This window comes from Cupriavidus sp. HPC(L), from assembly GCF_000307735.3.
In the GTDB taxonomy this organism is placed as follows: Bacteria; Pseudomonadota; Gammaproteobacteria; order Burkholderiales; family Burkholderiaceae; genus Cupriavidus.
On sequence record NZ_AMPR02000334.1, the window covers coordinates 51,636 to 70,055 of the forward strand.

Here is an 18,420-nt window from a genome sequence, read left to right on the forward strand (position 1 = left end):
GATCGACAAAGCCGCCTCATAAAAAAATCCCCAGGGCGGGAGGTCCCTGGGGATTGCCAGTTTGAGCTTGCCGCGCCGTGCTACTTCTGCACCGCCGGCGCCGGCGTGCCCAGCGTCGTCTGGTGGCTGGCCGAGGCCGAACGCCGGTGGTCGATCATCGAGACCGCGAGCGCGGCGATCACGGCGGGAATCGCGATGGCGACGAAGTTCTGCTGCAACGGCAGCGCCATGCCGACCAGCATGCCGATCACGATCGGCGCGAGGATCGCGCCGCTGCGGCCCACGCCCGAGGCCCAGCCGATGCCGGTGCCGCGTGCGGCCATCGGATAGAACTGCCCGGCATAGGCGTAGGTCACGATCTGCGTGCCGATCGTCGATGCGCCGGCCAGGCCGACCAGCACGAACAGCACCGGCGTCGGCACGGGATAGCCGAGCAGCGTGATCGATACCGCCGCCAGCGCATACATGCCGACCAGCACGTGCTTGATATTGAAGCGGTCCGCCAGCCAGCCGCCGCCGACCGCGCCGATCATCGCGCCGAAATTGAGCACCAGCACGAAGGTCAGTGCCGAGCCCAGGCTGTAGCCGGCGCTGGCCATCAGCTTGGCCAGCCACGAGCTCAGCGCGTAGACCATGAACAGGCACATGAAGAACGCGACCCAGAACATCACGGTGCTGAAGCCGCGGCCATCCTGGAACAGCTTGCCGATCGGCGCCTCGCCGGCCTTCAGTTCGGGCAGCGCGAAGCGGTCGTCGGTTTGCGGGCGATACGCCGGTTCGAGCCGGCTCAGCACCTGCTTGACCTCGTCCAGGCGTCCGGCGCGGATCAGGAAGGGCATTGATTCCGGCAGCGACTTCATCACCATCGGGATCAGCAGCACCGGCAGTCCGGCGGCGATAAACACCGATTGCCAGCCGTAGCTCTCGATCAGGCCCTTGCCGACCACCGCGGCCAGCATGCCGCCGACCGAATAGCCGCTGAACATCAGCGTGACCATGGTGCCGCGGATCTTGCGCGGCGAGTACTCGGTCATCTGCGCGACGACATTGGGCATCACGCCGCCGATGCCAAGGCCGGCCAGGAAGCGCGTGACACTGAACGTCACCGGATCGCTGGTGAAGCCGGCGGCCGCGGTAAATACGGAGAACAGCAGGATGCAGATGGCGATGGCCCAGCGCCGGCCGATCCGATCGGCGATGGTGCCGAGGAAGATCGCGCCGAACATCATGCCGAACAGCGCGGAGCTGACCATGAAGCCGGCCTGCGTCGCATCGACGCCCATCGACTGCATGATCGACGGCAGCGCGATGCCGGCCACAGCCAGGTCATAGCCGTCGAAGATGATGATCAGCGCGCACCAGAACAGCACGAGCCCATGAAAGCGGTTGAAGCGGGCCTCGTCGGCCAGCTGGTGGACGTCGATTTGACGCATGGTTGTCTCCTTTGCCGAGCTCGGACGGCTCGCTTGTCATCGTGGATCTGAATACGCCGTCGTCCCCGCGCAGGCGGGGAATCAGCGGCTCTGCTTCGGCCGTGGTTGAAGCCACTGGGCCCCCGCTTTCGCGGGGGCGACAGTCAAAGTCGTTGATGCACCCATTCGTCGTCCCCGCGAAGGCGGGGACCCAGCGGCTCTGCTTCGGCCGTGGTTGAAGTCGCTGGGCCCCCGCTTTCGCGGGGGCGACAGTGGGAATCGCGGGGGCGACAGATGTAATGGGCCCTACTGCACCGTCTCGCCGACGAAATCGACGATCGCCGCGATCAGCGCGTCCGGCTGATCGCGATGGGGCGAATGGCCGCAGTCACGCAGCTCGAGCAGGCGCGTCTGCGGTACGCGGCGCGCGATGCCGCGGATCTGCTCGAGCGTGCCGTACTCGTCGTCGAGCCCCTGCACCGCCAGCAGCGGGCAAGTTATGCCGGCGATCTCGGCCTCGATCGACCAGTGGCGGAACGGCGGATGCAGCCAGATGCCGTTCCATCCCCAGAATGCCGAGTCCGGGTCGTCGTGATAGCGCGCCAGCCGCTGGCGCAGATCGGTGTTCAGATAGGCTTCGCGCGCCTTCTCGATGCTGGAGACCGACAGGTCCTCGACCAGGATATGCGGCGCCAGCACGATGGTCCCGGCCACGCGCGACGGAAAGCGGGCGGCGTACAGCAGCGCGATCGAGCCGCCATCGCTGTGTCCCAGCAGCCAGGGTGGCTCGGCCTCGGCATCGATGCCGAGTGCCGTCAGCAGGGCAGGCAATACCTCGTGCGCCTGTCGGTGCATGAAATCCGGGTGCCACACCTCGTCGGCGGCCCGCGGCGTCGAGCGCCCATAGCCCGGCCGCGAATAGACCAGGCCACGGCAGCCCAGCGCCTCGCAGACGCGCTGCGGAAAGTCCCGCCACATCGCCACCGAGCCCAGGCCCTCGTGCAGGAAGATCAGCAGCGGAGCGCCGGCGTTCCGCTCGCCCAGCCGCTGGTATTCGATCCGCACCGGGCGGCCGGCCCAGTCGATCTCGGCGAATTCGACCGGCGCGCTCATTGCAGGCCCGCCAGGGCCAGTTGCCCGTCGGAAGAAATCAGCACGTTCGATCCGACCGCGTCGGCGCCGCACTGGCCTTGCCACCGATCTTGTCCTTGCTCTTGCTCCCGCTCCCGCAGCCGGAAGCGCTGGATCTTGCCGGTGGCGGTCTTCGGCAGGCTGTCGACGAACTCGATCAGCCTCGGGTACTTGTAGGGCGCCAGCCGTTCCTTGACGAAGGCCTTCAGTTCGTCGTCGCCGCACTGCGTGCCGGGCTTGAGCACGACAAAGGCCTTGGTGCGCGTCAGCCCTTGCGGGTCATTGACGCCGATCACCGCGGCCTCCAGCACCGCGGGATGCTGCATCAGCGTGGCCTCGACCTCGAACGGCGACACATAGATGCCGCTGACTTTCAGCATGTCGTCGCTGCGGCCCGCATAGCAGTAGGTGCCATCGGCGTTGCGCACGTACTTGTCGCCGCTCTTGGTCCAGCTACCCTGGAAGGTTTCGCGCGACTTGTCGCGGTTGCCCCAATACATCAGCGCCGCGCTCGGTCCCTGGATATAGAGGTCGCCGACCTCGCCATCGGGTACCGGCCGGCCTTCCTCGTCGCGCAGTTCGACGGTGTAGCCGGGCACCGGCCAGCCGGTGGTGCCGTAGCGGACCTGGCCCGGGCGGTTCGACAGATAGATATGCAGCATCTCGGTCGAACCGATGCCATCGATGATCTCGCAGCCGAAATGCGCGGTGAAGCGCTGGCCCAGCTCCGCGGGCAGCGCCTCGCCGGCCGAGGAGCACAGCCGCAGCGCCACCTGTTCACGCGCGGGCAGCGCGGGGGAGGCCAGCATGCCGGCATAGCCGGTCGGCGCGCCGAAGAACACCGTGGCGCGGTGGTCGAGCCAGCGCCGGAAGATTGCCTCGGGCGTGGGGCGCTCGGCCATCAGCACCACGGTGGCACCGACGCTGAGCGGGAAGGTCAGGCCGTTGCCCAGGCCGTAGGCGAAATACAGCTTGGCCGCCGAGAAGCAGATGTCGTGCTCGTTCAGACCGAGAATCGGTTTGGCATAGAGCTCGGCCGTCCAGTACGGATTGGCCTGACTGTGCAGCACGCCCTTGGGCCGGCCGGTCGAGCCGGAGGAATACAGCCAGAAGCCGGGGTCATCGGGGCCGGTGGCCGCCGCCGAGGTCTGCGGCGCGTGCCCGGCGATCAGCGCATCGAGCGAGCCCGTGCCGGCGGGCAGGGCACCCTCGGCGTGCGACACGATCACGTGATCGACCTCATGGCCGCCTTCCGCCATCGCCTTCGCCATCGCCTGCTCCAGCACCGGCAGCAGCGCCGCCGACACCAGCGCCGCGCGGGCGCGGCTGTGCCGCAGCATGTAGGCGTAGTCATCCGGCGTCAGCAGCGTGTTGACCGCGACCGGCACGATGCCGGCATAGATCGCGCCGAGGAAGCAGACCGGCCAGTCGCTGCAGTCGTGCATCAGCAGCAGCACGCGTTCCTCGCGCCGCACGCCGAGGGTTTGCAGCGCGGTCGCGAAGCGCCGTATGCGTTCGGCGAGTTCGTCGTAGCGCAGCCGGCCGTGGTCGTCGATATAGGCGGTCTTGTCGCCGCGATGCTTGTTGGCGTCCAGCAGGTACTGGGCGAAGTTGAAGGGCGTGGTGGGCGCCACCACCGGCGGCGGGTCGGAGCCCGGTGCGCCTGTCGTGATCGTGGTCGCGGTAGTCGTCGTCGCGGCTGCCATGCGTTGTCTCCCCATCTGTTCTACGAATGCTTGCGATACGGCAAATACTGGTACTGGTACTGCGTGTCTCCTTACAGCCGATCCAGCACCGCCGTGCTGGCCTGCACGGCGCTGCGGCGATGGTAGAAGTTCAATGCGCGCAGACCGCCCAGCTCTTCGCCGCCACCGGCGCGGCCGGGGCCGCCATGCAGCGATTGCGGCATGACGTTGCCGTGGCCGGTCTGAAGTTGCGCGACATCGGGCGAGATCACGTGAACACGGCCGTGGCTGTCGGCCAGCTGAAGCGCCGCGGCGGCCAGTGCCGCGGGCTCGCTGCCATAGAGCGACGCCACCAGCGAGCCTTCGCCGCGGCGTGCCAGCTCGAACGCATGGCCGGCGTCGATGCCATCCTCGCCTTGCCGCTCGCGATAGGGCATCAGCGTGGCGACCGGGCCGAATACCTCAATCTGATGGACCAGCGCGTTGCCGTCGGGATCGCGCGTGCCCAGCAGCGTGGGGCCAATGCAGCAGGCCACGGCCGGGTCGGCGTCGATCAACGGCTGGTTCGCGCCATCGTGCAGCGTTTGCGTCTGCGCCTGCAATTGCGCCAGGCCCTCGCGCACGCTCGCGAGCTGCGCGCGGCTGACCAGCGCCCCCATGCGGACGTCGGCGTTGCGCGGGTTGCCGACGGTGATCTCGCGCAGCCTGGCCGCGATGGCTTCCGCAGTCGCGTCGTACAGCGACTCGGGCACCAGCACTCTGCGGATTGCCGTGCATTTCTGTCCCGACTTGACGGTCATCTCGCGCACGACTTCGGCGGCCAGCAGCGGCAGCGCATCGTCGCCGCCGGCCTCGCGCGGCAACAGCAGCGCCGAATTGACGCTGTCGGCCTCGATATTGACGCGCACCGAGCGCTGCGCGATCGCCGGATGCGAGCGGATCTGCGCGGCGGTCTGTGCCGAGCCGGTGAACGACACCACGTCGAAGGGCTCCAGCGCATCGAGCAAGCCGTCGGCACTGCCGCAGACGATCGACAGCGCGCCCGGCGGCAGGATGCCGGCCTCGGCCACATCGCGAACCATCCGGTGCGTCAGCCAGGCGGTCGACGTGGCCGGCTTGACGATCACCGGCACGCCGGACAGCAGCGCCGGCGCGGCCTTCTCCCACAGGCCCCACGAAGGGAAGTTGAAGGCGTTGATGCACAGCGCGACGCCCCGCGTGGGGACCAGCACATGCTGTGATTGGAACAACGGGTCCTTGCCGAGCCGCGCCGCCTCGCCATCGAGCAGATAGCGCCGGTCGCCGAGCGTCTCGCCCAGCTTCGCATAGCTGCCCAGCGTGAAGATCGCGCCATCGATATCGACCGCGGAATCGCGCTTGACCGTGCCGCTGTTGGCGGTCGCGATCTCGTAGTAGGCGTCGCGGTGTTGCTGCAGCACCTGCACGATCGCGCCCAGCAGTTGCGCGCGCTCCCGATACGTCAGCGCCCGCAGCGCGGCGCCGCCTTGCTCGCGTGCAAAGGCGAAGCCCTCGGCCAGATCGAGCCCGGTGGCATCGACGCGCGCCAGTTCATCGCCGAGCACCGGGTCGAACAGCGCCGCGCCCTTGCCGCTGCCATGCTGCCAGCGGCCGGCCAGATAGCTCGGTAGCGACCCGCTCATGCTGCCTCCTGTCGGGTGAACTCGATGCGCCCTTCGGGCAGCAGATAAAGGACCAGCGCGCGCCCGTTCGACACCGTGGGGCGATGCGCGCTGCCGGGCGGGCAGACCAGCCAGCCGGCGGGCCGTCCGTCGAAGCGGGCCTCGCCCTCGATCGGCATGATCAGGTCGATCTCGCCATTGGGATGGGTGTGATGCGGGCCGGCGATATCGTTCATGTCGACCACGTCGACCGAAAAGCCGTGCAGGTCGTCGGCGGGTTTGAAGATGCGGCCATAGCGGATACCGCCGCCTTCGCGATCGCACAGCCAGCCTTCGGCGACGCCGGTTTCGCAGGCGGCCTTCAGCGCGCGGTAGGGCTCGGTATCGGGGCCGTATTCGGCGTTGAGCCAGGCATCGAGCGCGGCGTCGAGCGGACGGCCGGCCAGGCGGGCGGTCAGTTCGGCCAATTGCTGGCGGAAGGCCTGGGCGGCCGGTGGGAGGGTGGGGGACATCGGCAAGTGCTCCGTCACGTCGGGGAAAACCTAACCGGTTTGCACGTCGGCTTTTGATGCATTATTGTGCATGGGCGAACCATAGAGGTCGACGCCGGCGCTGTCAAGAACTATATTGCAGGAGTGTCGGCGGATGCGCTAGGCAAAGGCTGCGCGCGCGAACGAAAGCTGATGTTGTTGTGGGCCTCCAGCCACGCCGCCTGCGTGCGCTATATGAAGTAAAGCGCAGCATGGTCGCTATCCGAGTGCATGCACAATAATTCTTGACGCCGCTCGAAGAGATGCACTATGATGCGTGACATCGGGTTCCAATCCATGCACTATCGTGCTTTACCGCACGAGGCGCGCAGGCTGAACAGACAGCGATGTCAGCACAGAGAACAGGAGACAATGCCGTGACCCAGGTCCCCCGCGTCGACTACCAGACCGACCCTTCCCAATACAAGCACCTGAAGCTGCGGTTCGATGGACCGGTCGCCACGCTGGTGCTCGATATCGACGAGAACGCCGGCCTGCGTCCCGGCTACAAACTCAAGCTCAACAGCTACGACCTCGGCGTCGACATCGAACTGAACGACGCGCTGAATCGCATTCGCTTCGAACATCCCGAAGTGCGCAGCGTGGTGGTCACCAGCGGCAAGGAGAAGGTGTTTTGCTCCGGCGCCAATATCTTCATGCTCGGCGTCAGCAGCCACGCGTGGAAGGTCAACTTCTGCAAGTTCACCAACGAGACTCGCAACGGCATCGAGGATTCCTCGAAACACAGCGGCCTGAAATTCCTCGCCGCGGTCAACGGCGCCTGCGCCGGCGGCGGCTACGAGCTGGCGCTGGCCTGCGACGAGATCCTGCTGGTCGACGACCGCTCGTCGGCCGTCAGCCTGCCCGAAGTGCCGCTGCTCGGCGTGCTGCCCGGCACCGGCGGCCTGACCCGCGTCACCGACAAGCGCCATGTGCGCCACGACCTGGCCGATATCTTCTGCACCACCACCGAAGGCGTGCGCGGCCAGCGTGCCAAGGAGTGGCGCCTGGTCGACGACATCGCCAAGCCGGCGGTGTTCGCGCAGAAGGTACAGGAGCGTGCGCTGGCGCTGGCCGCGCAGAGCGATCGCCCCGCCGACGCGCAAGGCATCGCGCTGACGCCGCTGGAGCGCACCGTCGAGGCCGATGCGCTGCGCTATGGCTACGTCGACGTGCAGATCGATCGCGCCGCGCGTACCGCGACCTTCACGATCCACGCGCCGCGCGGCCCGCAGCCGGAGACGCCGGCCGCGATCGCCGAGGCCGGTGCGGCCTGGTATCCGCTGCAGCTGGCGCGCGAGCTCGAGGACGCGATCCTGTCGATGCGCACCAATGAGCTGGGGATCGGTACCTGGCTGATCAAGACCGCCGGCGATGCCGACGCGGTGCTGCGGATGGACGCCACGCTGCTGGCGCACCGCGACCACTGGCTGGTGCGCGAGACGATCGGGCTGCTGCGCCGCACGTTCAGCCGGCTCGATGTGTCATCGCGCAGCCTGTTCGCGCTGGTCGACGAGGGCACCTGCTTCGCCGGCTCGCTGCTGGAGCTGGCGCTGGCCTGCGATCGCATCTACCACCTGGCGCTGCCTGACGACGAGGCCCGCGCGCCAAAGATCACCGTCGGCGAAACCAACTTCGGCCTCTATCCGATGGCCACCGGCCAGAGCCGCCTGGGCCGCCGCTTCTATGACGAAGCGCCGGCGCTGGAAGCGGTGCGCGCCAAAGCCGGCCAGCCGCTCGATGCGGACGCCGCCTTCGCGCTCGGCCTGGCGACCTCGAACCCGGACGACATCGACTGGGCCGACGAGCTGCGCATCGCGATCGAGGAACGCGTGGCGATGTCGCCCGACGCGCTGACCGGCATGGAGGCGAACCTGCGCTTCAACGGCCAGGAGACCATGTTCACGCGCATCTTCGGGCGGCTGACCGCCTGGCAGAACTGGATCTTCCAGCGGCCCAATGCCGTCGGCGACAAGGGCGCGCTGAAGGTCTACGGCAAGGGCGACAAGGCGGCATTCGACTGGAACCGCGTCTGACTGGATGTCGTCCCCGCGAAAGCGGGGACCCAGCGGCTTTCAGCGACGCAGAAAGCAAGCCACTGGGCCCCCGCGTTCGCGGGGGCGACAGGGATGGCAACGACACAGCGACATATCACCGGGAGACCAACGATGTCCGGTATCAACTACAGCGAGAAGATCCCCAACAACGTCAACCTCAGCGAGGACCGCACGCTGCAGCGCGCGCTGGAGCAGTGGCAGCCGAACTACCTGAGCTGGTGGAACGACATGGGCCCGGACGGCTCGCAGAACTTCGACGTCTACCTGCGCACCGCGACCAGCGTGGATCCGCAGGGCTGGGCGCAGTTCGGCTACGTCAAGATGCCGGACTATCGCTGGGGCATCTTCCTGAATCCGGCCGAGCAGGGCCGCAAGATCCATTTCGGCGACCACAAGGGCGAGGACGCGTGGCAGGACGTGCCGGGGGAATACCGTGCCAACCTGCGCCGCATCATCGTGACGCAGGGCGATACCGAGCCGGCCTCGGTCGAGCAGCAGCGCCATCTGGGCCTGACCGCGCCGAGCATGTACGACCTGCGCAACTTGTTCCAGGTCAATGTCGAGGAAGGCCGCCACCTGTGGGCGATGGTCTACCTGCTGCACAAGTACTTCGGCCGCGACGGCCGCGAGGAAGGCGAGGCGCTGCTCGAGCGCCGCAGCGGCGAGCAGGACAACCCGCGCATCCTGCAGGCGTTCAACGAGCGCACGCCGGACTGGCTGTCGTTCTTCATGTTCACCTACTTCACCGACCGCGACGGCAAGTTCCAGCTGTGCGCGCTGGCCGAGAGCGCCTTCGATCCGCTGGCCCGCACCACCAGGTTCATGCTGACCGAGGAAGCGCACCACATGTTCGTCGGCGAATCGGGCGTGTCGCGCGTGATCCAGCGCACCTGCCAGGTGATGAACGAGCTGAAGACCGACGATCCGGGCAAGCTGCGCGCCGCCGGCGTGATCGACCTGCCGACGATCCAGCGCTACCTGAACTTCCACTACAGCGTGACCATCGACCTGTTCGGCGCCGACGAGTCCAGCAATGCCGCGACCTTCTACAGCACCGGCCTGAAGGGCCGTTTCGAGGAAGGCAAGCGCAACGACGACCATCTGCTCAAGGACAGCACCTATCGCGTGCTGCAGGCCGCCGGCGGCCAGCTGGTGGAGAAGGAAGTGCCGATGCTGAACGCGCTGAACGAGGTGCTGCGCGACGACTACATCAAGGACAGCGTCGCCGGCGTCGAGCGCTGGAACCGCGTCATCGACAAGGCGGGCATTCCGTTCCGGCTGAAGGTTCCGCACAAGGCCTTCCACCGCAATATCGGCGCGCTGGCCGGCGTCAAGGTGTCGCCGGACGGCCGCGTGATTTCGGACGCCGAATGGCAGGCCAATGTCGGCCAGTGGCTGCCGACCGAAGACGATCGGGCGTTTGTCGCCAGCCTGATGGGCCGCGTGGTCGAGCCCGGCAAGTTCGCCAACTGGATCGCGCCGCCGGCGATCGGTGTCAATCGCCAGCCGGTGGATTTCGAATACGTGCGGTTCAACTGAGCGACGGCGAGAGCAACGGCAATATCGGCGCAACAGCGCCAGCAACAACGACAGCGACCGCGCGTGACCGAACGCAGCGCCGAGCCGCGGCAGCATCTGGAGACGGCCATGGATATGGCAGACATGCAAATCATCAAGCAGCATCTGATCGACCCCGAGATCTGCATTCGCTGCAATACCTGCGAGATGACCTGCCCGGTCGGCGCGATCACGCACGATTCGCGCAACTACGTGGTCGACGCCGACAAGTGCAATCTATGCATGGCCTGCGTATCGCCGTGCCCGACCGGCTCGATCGACAACTGGCGGATGGTGCCGCGCTCGCGGCCCTATACGTTGGACGAACAGCTCGGCTGGGACACGCTGCCCGACGAACTGAGCAGCGAGCAGCTGGCCGCCAGCGGCGTGGGCGCCGAGGCGATCGCCGAAGCGCAGGCGCTGGAGGCGGTGGAAGAGCCGGTCGATCCGGCCCTCGCGCAGATCGCGCCGTTCAACAGCGCGCAATACGGCGCCACTCTGCCGCCGTGGTCGGCCGCGCATTGCTACACCAATCTGTACGGGCCGAAGTCGGCGATCAAGTCGGTCACGGCCACCGTGGTCGGCAATGTGCGCGTGACCGAGGTCGGCCGCGACTACGACACCCACCATCTGGTATTGGACTTCGGCGCGATGCCGTTCCCGGTGCTGGAGGGGCAGTCGATCGGCATCGTGCCGCCGGGCGTCGACGAGCAGGGCCGCCCGCATCATGCGCGGCAGTATTCGGTGGCCAGCCCCCGCAATGGCGAGCGGCCGGGCTACAACAACCTGTCGCTGACGATCAAGCGCGTGCTCGAGGACCATCAGGGCAATCCGGTGCGGGGCGTGGCCTCGAATTACCTGTGCGACCTGCAGGTCGGCGACACGGTCGAGGTGATCGGCCCGTTCGGCAACAGCTTCCTGATGCCGAACCATCCGCGCTCGAACATCGTGATGATCTGCACTGGCACCGGCAGCGCGCCGATGCGGGCAATGACCGAATGGCGGCGCCGGCTGCGCAAGTCGGGCAAGTTCGACGGCGGCAAGCTGATGCTGTTCTTCGGCGCGCGCACGCAGGAGGAATTGCCGTACTTCGGTCCGTTGCAGAACCTGCCGAAGGACTTCATCGATATCAACCTGGCGTTCTCGCGCACGCCGGGCCAGCCCAAGCGCTATGTGCAGGACCTGATGCGCGAACGCGCCGCCGACCTGGCGCAGCTGCTCGCCGATCCGGACAGCTATTTCTATGTCTGCGGGCTCAAGAGCATGGAGGAGGGCGTAGTGCTGGCGCTGCGCGATATCGCCGAACAGGCCGGTCTCGATTGGGAAGCGGTGGCCGCTTCGCTGAAGCGCGAAGGGCGGCTGCATCTGGAGACGTACTAGCTTGCGTATCGCCCTGACCGGGGCTTCGGAGGTTCACAAGGCCGGCCGCCGCGCAAACGCGGCGCCGGCCTTGTTCTTTTAGTCGTTTAGTCGTTTAGTCGGTCCAGCTGGGGCGATGCTCGCCCAGATCGGCGACATGGTCGTCGCCATCGGGCAGGCCGAGCGAGAAGCGCACCGGAAAACGGACCGCGATGCGGTCCTGGTCCGGGTCCGACACCGCACGAATCGTGCCGCGTGCCTGCACGTGCGGGTCCTGCAGCAGCTCTTCGGCATTCAGCACCGGCGAGATCGGCAGATCGACGCCGGCCAGCAGGTCGAGCCATTGCGCCAGCGTGCGGCTGACGAAGATCTGCGCCAGCAGCGCGTTGACCTCGACCTTGTGGCGCTGGCGACCGGCCCGCTCGGCGAAGCGCGGATCCTTCAGCGACGGGAATTTGTCGCCCAACGCGTCGCGCAGGTTCAGCCAGAACTTGTTCTCCAGAATGCCGAGCGCCAGATGGCGGCCGTCGCGCGTCTCGAACAGGTCGTTCTCCGGCATCACCGTGGGCGAGCGTAGCGGGGCGTCGGCATGCTGTTGCGCGGCCCAGGCGCCGTGGGCGGTCCACGACAGCATCGCATCGTGGATCGAGACATCGAGATGCTGGCCGCGCCCGTGCTGGCGCGCGCTGAGAATGGCGACGGTCAGTGCCAGCGCCGCGTAGCTGGAGGCCGCATAGTCGGACACCCGCACGCGCGGCCGCGCGACCTTGTCGCGCACCTGTACCGGCGCGGCCCAGTAGCCGGCCAGCGCCAGGTAGTTCAGGTCGTGTCCGGCATGGTCGGCATAGGGCCCGGTCTGGCCGAAGCCGGAGATCGAGCACAGCACGACGGCCGGATTGACCTTGGCCAGTTCGGCGTAGTCCAGGCCGAGTCGCTGCATCACGCCGGGACGAAAGCCCTCGACCACCGCGTCGGCATCGCGCACCAGTTCGAGGAAGGCGGCGCGTCCCTCGCTATCCTGCAGATCCAGTGCGACCGAACGCTTGCCGCGATTGAACTGCGCGAACACCGAGGCGCTCAACGTGCGCGAGGTATCGCCGACGCCGGGCCGCTCGACCTTGATCACGTCGGCGCCCAGCTGCTGCAATTGCAGCGTCGCGTGCGGGCCGGGCAGCAGCTGGCTCAGATCGATGATCCGGACGTCCTTCAGGCAGGACCAGTCCGGCTTGGCCGATGGCTCGTTCGATGGCTTGGCCGATGTCATTGCCGGGGCTCGATCAGCCGATATCGGCCGTCATGCCGATATCGCGCATCAGCGATGCATAGCGCTTGGTCTCGGCGGACACCATCTCGCGAAACTGCGCGGGCGACGCGCTGCGGCGCAGTTCGCCCGCGCTGGCCTCGAGCAACGAGTCGAGCTTGCCGCTGGCCTGGACCTCGTTGATCGCGGTGAACAGGCGCTGCGTCAGTGCCGGCGGCAGGTCGGCCGGCGCGAACAGGCCGCTCCAGTTGTCGAGCACGAAGCCGGGCGGCAGCGCCTCGGCCAGCGTCGGTACATTGGGGAAGTAGCGCGAGCGCTCGGCCGTGGTCACCGCAAGGGCGCGAACCTGGCCATTGCGCAGGTACGAGGTGGCGGTGCTGAGCACCGGCATGCCGAATTGCGTCTGCCCCGTCAGCATCGCCGTCAGGATCTCGGGCGCGCCCTTGTACGGCACGTGGACCGCCTCGGTGCCGGTCTGGTGCAGCATCGATTCGACGGCCAGATGGGCGATGCTGCCCTTGCCGCCGGAGCCGTAGTTCAGCTTGCCCGGGGCGCGCTTCATCGCCGCGACCAGCTCGGCCGCGGTGCGGTACGGCGAGTTGGCCGGCACCACCAGCGCGGTCGGGCCGCCCGACAGCGGCGCGATGCAGGTGAAGTCGCGCGCCGGGTCGTACGGCATCTGCTTGTACATATGGATGTTGATCACGTGCGTGTTGGCCAGCACGCCGAGCGTGTAGCCGTCCGCCGCGGCGCGCTTGAGCGCGCGGCCGCCGATGATGCCGCCCGCACCGGGCATGTTCTCGACCACCAGCGGCTGGCCGAGCTTGGGCGCGAGTTCGGCCGACAGCGCGCGGGCCATGTTGTCTGGCGAGGTGCCGGCGAGGAACGGCACGATCAGCCGGATCGGCCGGTTCGGATAGTCGCTGGCGGCGTACGCGCGCGGCAGGATGCCGCCCAGTGCCGCGGCGCCCGCGGCGGCCAGCCATGTTCTGCGATGCATTTGCTGTCTCCTGTACTGATGGCGCAGTCTGGGGCTGCGTCGATCGTTGCCTGGTTGGGGATCGTGGTGGGATGGCAACCGCCACCCAACAAACCCCTGCGCTACCTATCGAGCCTTCTCGCCCGCAGGCCCTTTCCCCGCCTGCTCCATCAGCGGCTCCAGAATCGCCCGCGCAATGGTATTGCGCTGGATCTCGCTGGTGCCCGTGAAGATGCGGAACATGCGCAGCTTGCGGAAGGTCTGCTCGACCGGATGGCCTCGCGTGACGCCCACATTGCCGTGGATCTGCACTGCCTTGTCGGCGATCTCGAAGCAGCGCTCGGACACGAACAGCTTGCAGGCCGCGGCTTTCATCCGCAGGTCGGCGCCGCTGTCGGCCAGCGCGGCGGTCTGCGCGATCATCGCCTCGCACGCCCACAGCGCCGCCGCCATATCGGCGAGCATATGCTGGATCGCCTGGAACCGCGCGATCGGGCCGCCGAACTGCCGGCGCTTGCCCGCGTACTCGACCGAAGCGCGATACACGCTGGTGGCAAGACCCAGCATGCTCGGGCAATGCAGCAGGCGGTTGACGTTGATCCGCGACATGCTCAGCTTGAAGCCGTTGCCCTCGCCGCCAAGGATATTGCTGCGCGGCACCCGCACATCGACCATGCGGATATCGGCGTCGATATGCTGGCCCGACATCGGCGTGTATTCGGTATCGACGGTGACGCCCGGCAGATCGAGATCGACCAGCACCGCGCTGATCGACGGTGGCGTGGTGCTGGCGTCGGTCACGCACAGCACGATCGCGAAGTCGGCGAACGGCGCGCCGCTGATGTAGTGCTTGTGGCCATTGATGACCAGCTCGTCGCCGTCGGCGACCGCGGTCGTCGAGATGCTCATCGCGTCCGACCCCGAATGCGGCTCGGTCATCGCGAAGCAGGTCGAGCGCTCGCCGCGGATCACCGGACCGAAATAGCGCTCGATCTGCTCCGGCGTGGCGTACTTCAGCATATTGCCGACGCGCGGCGGACCGCCGAGGTCGCCCAGCACATGCGGCGCCAGCGAGCAGCCGCTGGCGGCGATGTCGGCCTTCAGCGCGCATTGCTCGGCGATATTCAGGCCCTTGCCGCCCAGTTCGACCGGCAGGCAGGCGGCGTACAGACCCAGCTCGCTGGAGCGTCGCCACACGCGGCGCAGCACCTCCTTAGGCCACGGGTCTTCCGAGCCCAGGCCGAGCTCGCGCTCCATCGGCCGCAGTTCCTCGTCGATAAAGCGCCGGATGGCGGCCCGCGTCTCGACCAGCACGGGATTGGTCAGGTATTCGAACATGGCGTCGTTCCTTGGTGTCGTGGGCGGTGGGTCGCGTGTCAGTTCACGCGCCGTTCCTGACCCTGCCAATAGCGCTCGCGCACCAGCTTGCGGGCGAGCTTGCCGCTGGCGTTCTTCGGCAGCTCGCTGACGAAGTCGATCGAGCGCGGCGTCTTGTAGTCCGCGATGCGCGCACGGCAATGCGCGATCAGGTCGGCCGCGCTCAGTTCGCGCCCCGGCCACAGCGTGACCACGGCCTTGACGCTCTCGCCCCAGGTCGCATCGGGCACGCTGATCACGCAGGCTTCCATCACGTCGGGATGCTGGTACAGCGTCGCTTCGACCTCGGTCGGATAGACGTTGAAGCCGCCCGAGATGATCATGTCCTTCTTGCGATCGACCAGGTAGATGAAGCCTTCCTCGTCGACACGGGCCAGGTCGCCGGTATGCAGCCAGCCGTCGACCAGCACCTCGCGGGTCAGTTCCGGTTCGCCCCAGTAGCCCTGGAACACGTCCTCGCCGCGGATCACCAGTTCGCCGATCTCGTCGCCGCTGACTTCCTCGCCGCGCTCGTTGACCACGCGCACCTCGGTCTCGCCCATCGCGCGGCCGCACGAGGCCAGGCGCTCCGGACGATTGGCCAGCGCATCGGCATGATCGGCGGTGGACAGCCGCGTGACGCCGGAGGTCGATTCGCTGGCGCCATAGCCCTGCGACAGGATCGGGCCGATGCGCTCCCACGCCTCGCGAATGCGGGCCGGGGCCATCGGCGCGGCGCCATAGGCCAACGTCTTCAGGCTGGACAGGTCGGCAGTGGCCAGCGACGGCTCGGCCAGCACCATATTGATCATCGCCGGCACCATGAACACATGGGTGATGCGCAGGCGCGCGATCTCGGCGAGGAAATGCGCCGGCTCGAACTTGTCGAACAGCACCAGCGTCGCGCCGCAATACAGATAGGGCTGCATCAGCATGCCCGACGCGTGCGTGACCGGGCCGATCAGCGCCAGCCGGTCGCCGGAGCGGGCGGGGCGGTCCATGCCGAGCACGATCTTGCGCAGCGAGGCGATGCGATTGCCGTAGCTCTGCATCGCGGCCTTGATCTTGCCGGTCGAACCGGACGAGAAGTGCAGCACCGCGAGATCGGACGCCTGCGGCGTGTAGTCGGGCGCCCGGGTGTCGCCACGGCTGACGACATCTTCGTAGTCCAGATAGCCGGGCGCCGCTTCCCCGATTGCGATAAAGGTCTCGACCGAGCCGAAGCCAGCCGTCTGCGGGTTGTAGCCGGTGTAGCCCCGGCCCGCGATCATCACGCGCGGCCCGCAGTTCTCGACCACCTGGGTTGCCTCGGCGGCGGTGAAGCGCGGATTGAGCGCCGCCTTGACCAGCCCCGCCTTGAACAGCGCGCATTCGATCTCGACCAGCTCGGTGCAATTGCGCGACTGCACCGCGACGCGGTCGCCCTTGGCCAGGCCCAGTCCCAGCAGCGCATTGGCCAGCCGGGTCGAGCGCTCGTCCAGCTGGCGATAGCTGAGCGCGCGGTCGCGATACAGCACCGCGGGGCGGTCGCCCCAATAGCGCGCGGCACGCCGCAGGAAATAGGCGAAGGTCATCGATGTCTCCTTGATCTGCTTTGGCGGCAGTTTGGAAGACGTGAGACATCACTACAATGCTGCATTGGAAATAAAGCCATAACCGACGGGAATGCGAGGGAAGCGGCATGGAGACACGCGATCTGGAGTACGTGCTGGAGGTGGCCGCCCATGGCGGCATCGGCCGGGCCGCCGAGGCGCTCGGCATGAGCCAGCCGGCATTGACCAAGGCGGTGCAGCGGGTGGAAGGGCAGATCGGCCTGCCGCTGTTCGAGCGCACCGCGCTTGGCATGCGGCCGACCCAGGCCGGCGCGGCCTTTATCGAGCGCGCCCGGCGCATCCGGCTCGAATACGAGGACGCGCTGGCCGAGATGCGCGGTATCCGCACCGGCGAGCAGGGCGTGCTGCGGCTGGGTTATTCGCCGTCGATTCCAAACCCGGTGGTGCTGGACGCGTGCCGTCAGCTGATGCAGGAGCGGCCGGTCGCGCGGTTGCGCTTGACCAGGCGAATGGCGCGCGACCTGATGGATCCGCTGCTGGCCGGCGAACTCGATCTGGCCATCGCCCCGGTTCCGCGCCAGCGGACCGACGAGTTCGTCGTCCACGACCTGTTCGACGACACGCTGGCGGTGGTCGCCGACGAGTCGCACCCTTTGCATCGCAAGCGCGGCCTTATGCTGGCCGACCTGGTCGATCAGGAATGGCTGCTGCCCGGCGCCCATATCCTGCTGCGCCAGCAGCTCGAGGCCGCGTTTCAGCAGCGTGGCCTGCCGCCGCCGAACCTGCGCGTCGAATCGGATTTCGGCAGCGCCTCGCTGTTCTATCTGATGCGGGGCACGCGGATGCTGAGCATTGCCGGCGCGCAGATGGCCCGGCCGCTGGCGGGTTTTCGTGCGTTGCGGCTCAGCAGCGACGAACTGGATTTGCGGCGGCGGGTCGGCGTGATCGCGCGCGCCGGGGCCTATCTGTCGCCGCTGGCGCAGCGGATGGTGGCGATCTTGCAGGCGAGGGCGATATAGGACAGTGCGTCGGCATGCCGTCTCTTCGGCAGCGAAGGGAAGGGAAAAGCGAAGAGAAAAGCGAAGAGAAAAGGGAAGAGAAATGGCACGCCCGCCCGCCGCTATACTGAGGCACCGTTGCACCGACCATTTGTGGACGACAGCACCATGAATATCTGGCTATTTCTCGTTCCCTTTGCCATTGCGGCCGCATTGCCGGGGCCCGCGCAAGGCGCCATGTTTGCCAGGGTCGTCAGCATGGGCACCGCGTCTGCCTGGTCATTTATCGTGGGCATGGTGGCGGGCAATGCCGTCTGGCTGCTGGCGGCCGTCTTCGGGCTTTCGGCGCTCGCGGTCCGTTTTGCCACCGTGTTCGTGGTGGTCAAATGGCTTGGCGTGCTGTTCCTGCTCTATATGGCATGGCGGCTGTGGAAGTCCGATGGCCACCGCGCGGCGCAGCAGCCGGCGCGTTCGGGCAGCGGTTTTCTGGCGGGCGCCTTCCTGACGCTTGGCAATCCCAAGGCCATGGTGTTTTTCGGCGCGGTATTGCCGCAGGCATTCGATATGACGGCGTTGACGGCGGGGCAGATCGTGCTGATCGTGATCCTTGGCGTGGCCGTCGATTTCCTCGTGCAATTGTTCTATCTGATGCTGGCGCGGCAGACCCGGACCTTCATTTCCTCCCCGCAACGCGTACGGATCGTCGACCGCACCGCGGCGGCGTTGATGGCCGGCTGCGCCGGCGCGATTGCCGCGAAAACGTAGGGGATTCCACTCCCGCGTTTTCGCCGTCCGAGCAAAAATACAACGGACACAGAGATTTAAAAAGATTTCATATCGGCAAGCCGTTTGTTGTTGTATTTGTATTGGCCAGAACGGGCTGCATAAATACAAGGTCGGCG

14 protein-coding genes are annotated in these 18,420 nt (G+C 67.1%); 5 read left to right on the top strand and 9 right to left on the bottom strand.

Going from position 1 to position 18,420, the window contains the following annotated elements; genetic code table 11:
* Window positions 1-80: 80 nt before the first annotated feature.
* From B551_RS17015 to B551_RS17035, 5 genes are all read right to left on the bottom strand, one after another.
* Window positions 81-1,433, bottom strand: coding sequence for an MFS transporter (locus B551_RS17015; protein WP_006575753.1), 1,353 nt, complete (start codon window positions 1,431-1,433; stop codon window positions 81-83).
* Window positions 1,434-1,718: 285 nt separating this feature from the next.
* Window positions 1,719-2,525, bottom strand: coding sequence for an alpha/beta fold hydrolase (locus B551_RS17020; protein ID WP_006575752.1), 807 nt, complete (start codon window positions 2,523-2,525; stop codon window positions 1,719-1,721).
* Window positions 2,522-4,249: a benzoate-CoA ligase family protein gene (locus B551_RS17025; RefSeq protein WP_023264623.1), complete on the bottom strand. Its 1,728-nt coding sequence runs from the start codon at window positions 4,247-4,249 to the stop codon at window positions 2,522-2,524. Before B551_RS17025 ends, B551_RS17020 begins: the two co-directional genes overlap by 4 nt.
* A 71-nt stretch (window positions 4,250-4,320) precedes the next feature.
* Window positions 4,321-5,889, bottom strand: coding sequence for a 3,4-dehydroadipyl-CoA semialdehyde dehydrogenase (locus B551_RS17030; protein WP_043440500.1), 1,569 nt, complete (start codon window positions 5,887-5,889; stop codon window positions 4,321-4,323).
* Complete coding sequence (locus tag B551_RS17035; RefSeq protein WP_006575749.1) at window positions 5,886-6,380, bottom strand: DUF4863 family protein; 495 nt, start codon at window positions 6,378-6,380, stop codon at window positions 5,886-5,888. Before B551_RS17035 ends, B551_RS17030 begins: the two co-directional genes overlap by 4 nt.
* A gap of 395 nt (window positions 6,381-6,775) precedes the next feature.
* On the opposite strand from B551_RS17035, the gene boxC reads away from it, so the two are divergent.
* The 3 genes from boxC to boxA all read left to right on the top strand — a co-directional run bounded on the left by boxC (window position 6,776) and on the right by boxA (window position 11,392).
* Window positions 6,776-8,434 (top strand): 2,3-epoxybenzoyl-CoA dihydrolase, encoded by a 1,659-nt coding sequence (gene boxC, locus B551_RS17040; protein WP_006575748.1) that lies wholly within the window; start codon window positions 6,776-6,778, stop codon window positions 8,432-8,434.
* A 132-nt stretch (window positions 8,435-8,566) separates the two neighbouring features.
* Window positions 8,567-9,994 (top strand): benzoyl-CoA 2,3-epoxidase subunit BoxB, encoded by a 1,428-nt coding sequence (boxB, locus tag B551_RS17045; protein WP_006575747.1) that lies wholly within the window; start codon window positions 8,567-8,569, stop codon window positions 9,992-9,994.
* 108 nt (window positions 9,995-10,102) lie between these two features.
* Window positions 10,103-11,392, top strand: a complete 1,290-nt coding sequence (gene boxA / locus B551_RS17050) for a benzoyl-CoA 2,3-epoxidase subunit BoxA (RefSeq protein ID WP_006575746.1) — start codon at window positions 10,103-10,105, stop codon at window positions 11,390-11,392.
* 94 nt (window positions 11,393-11,486) lie between these two features.
* Here the strand turns inward: boxA and B551_RS17055 are convergent, their stop codons facing one another.
* The 4 genes from B551_RS17055 to B551_RS17070 form a co-directional block, all read right to left on the bottom strand.
* Window positions 11,487-12,635 (bottom strand): CaiB/BaiF CoA-transferase family protein, encoded by a 1,149-nt coding sequence (locus B551_RS17055; RefSeq protein ID WP_006575745.1) that lies wholly within the window; start codon window positions 12,633-12,635, stop codon window positions 11,487-11,489.
* Window positions 12,636-12,648: 13 nt separating this feature from the next.
* The gene (locus B551_RS17060; protein WP_006575744.1) at window positions 12,649-13,632 is read right to left on the bottom strand and encodes a tripartite tricarboxylate transporter substrate binding protein; all 984 of its coding nucleotides are present in this window, start codon (window positions 13,630-13,632) and stop codon (window positions 12,649-12,651) included.
* A 105-nt stretch (window positions 13,633-13,737) separates the two neighbouring features.
* Window positions 13,738-14,949, bottom strand: a complete 1,212-nt coding sequence (locus tag B551_RS17065; RefSeq protein ID WP_023264625.1) for an acyl-CoA dehydrogenase family protein — start codon at window positions 14,947-14,949, stop codon at window positions 13,738-13,740.
* Between the two features lie 38 nt (window positions 14,950-14,987).
* Entirely contained in the window at window positions 14,988-16,541 is a 1,554-nt protein-coding gene (locus B551_RS17070; RefSeq protein ID WP_006575743.1) for an AMP-binding protein, read from the bottom strand.
* Window positions 16,542-16,648: 107 nt separating this feature from the next.
* Between B551_RS17070 and B551_RS17075 the strand changes: the two genes are divergently transcribed.
* Both B551_RS17075 and B551_RS17080 read left to right on the top strand, forming a co-directional pair.
* Window positions 16,649-17,539, top strand: coding sequence for a LysR family transcriptional regulator (locus B551_RS17075; protein WP_006575742.1), 891 nt, complete (start codon window positions 16,649-16,651; stop codon window positions 17,537-17,539).
* A gap of 132 nt (window positions 17,540-17,671) precedes the next feature.
* Window positions 17,672-18,283: a LysE family translocator gene (locus tag B551_RS17080; RefSeq protein WP_006575741.1), complete on the top strand. Its 612-nt coding sequence runs from the start codon at window positions 17,672-17,674 to the stop codon at window positions 18,281-18,283.
* Window positions 18,284-18,420 lie beyond the last annotated feature (137 nt).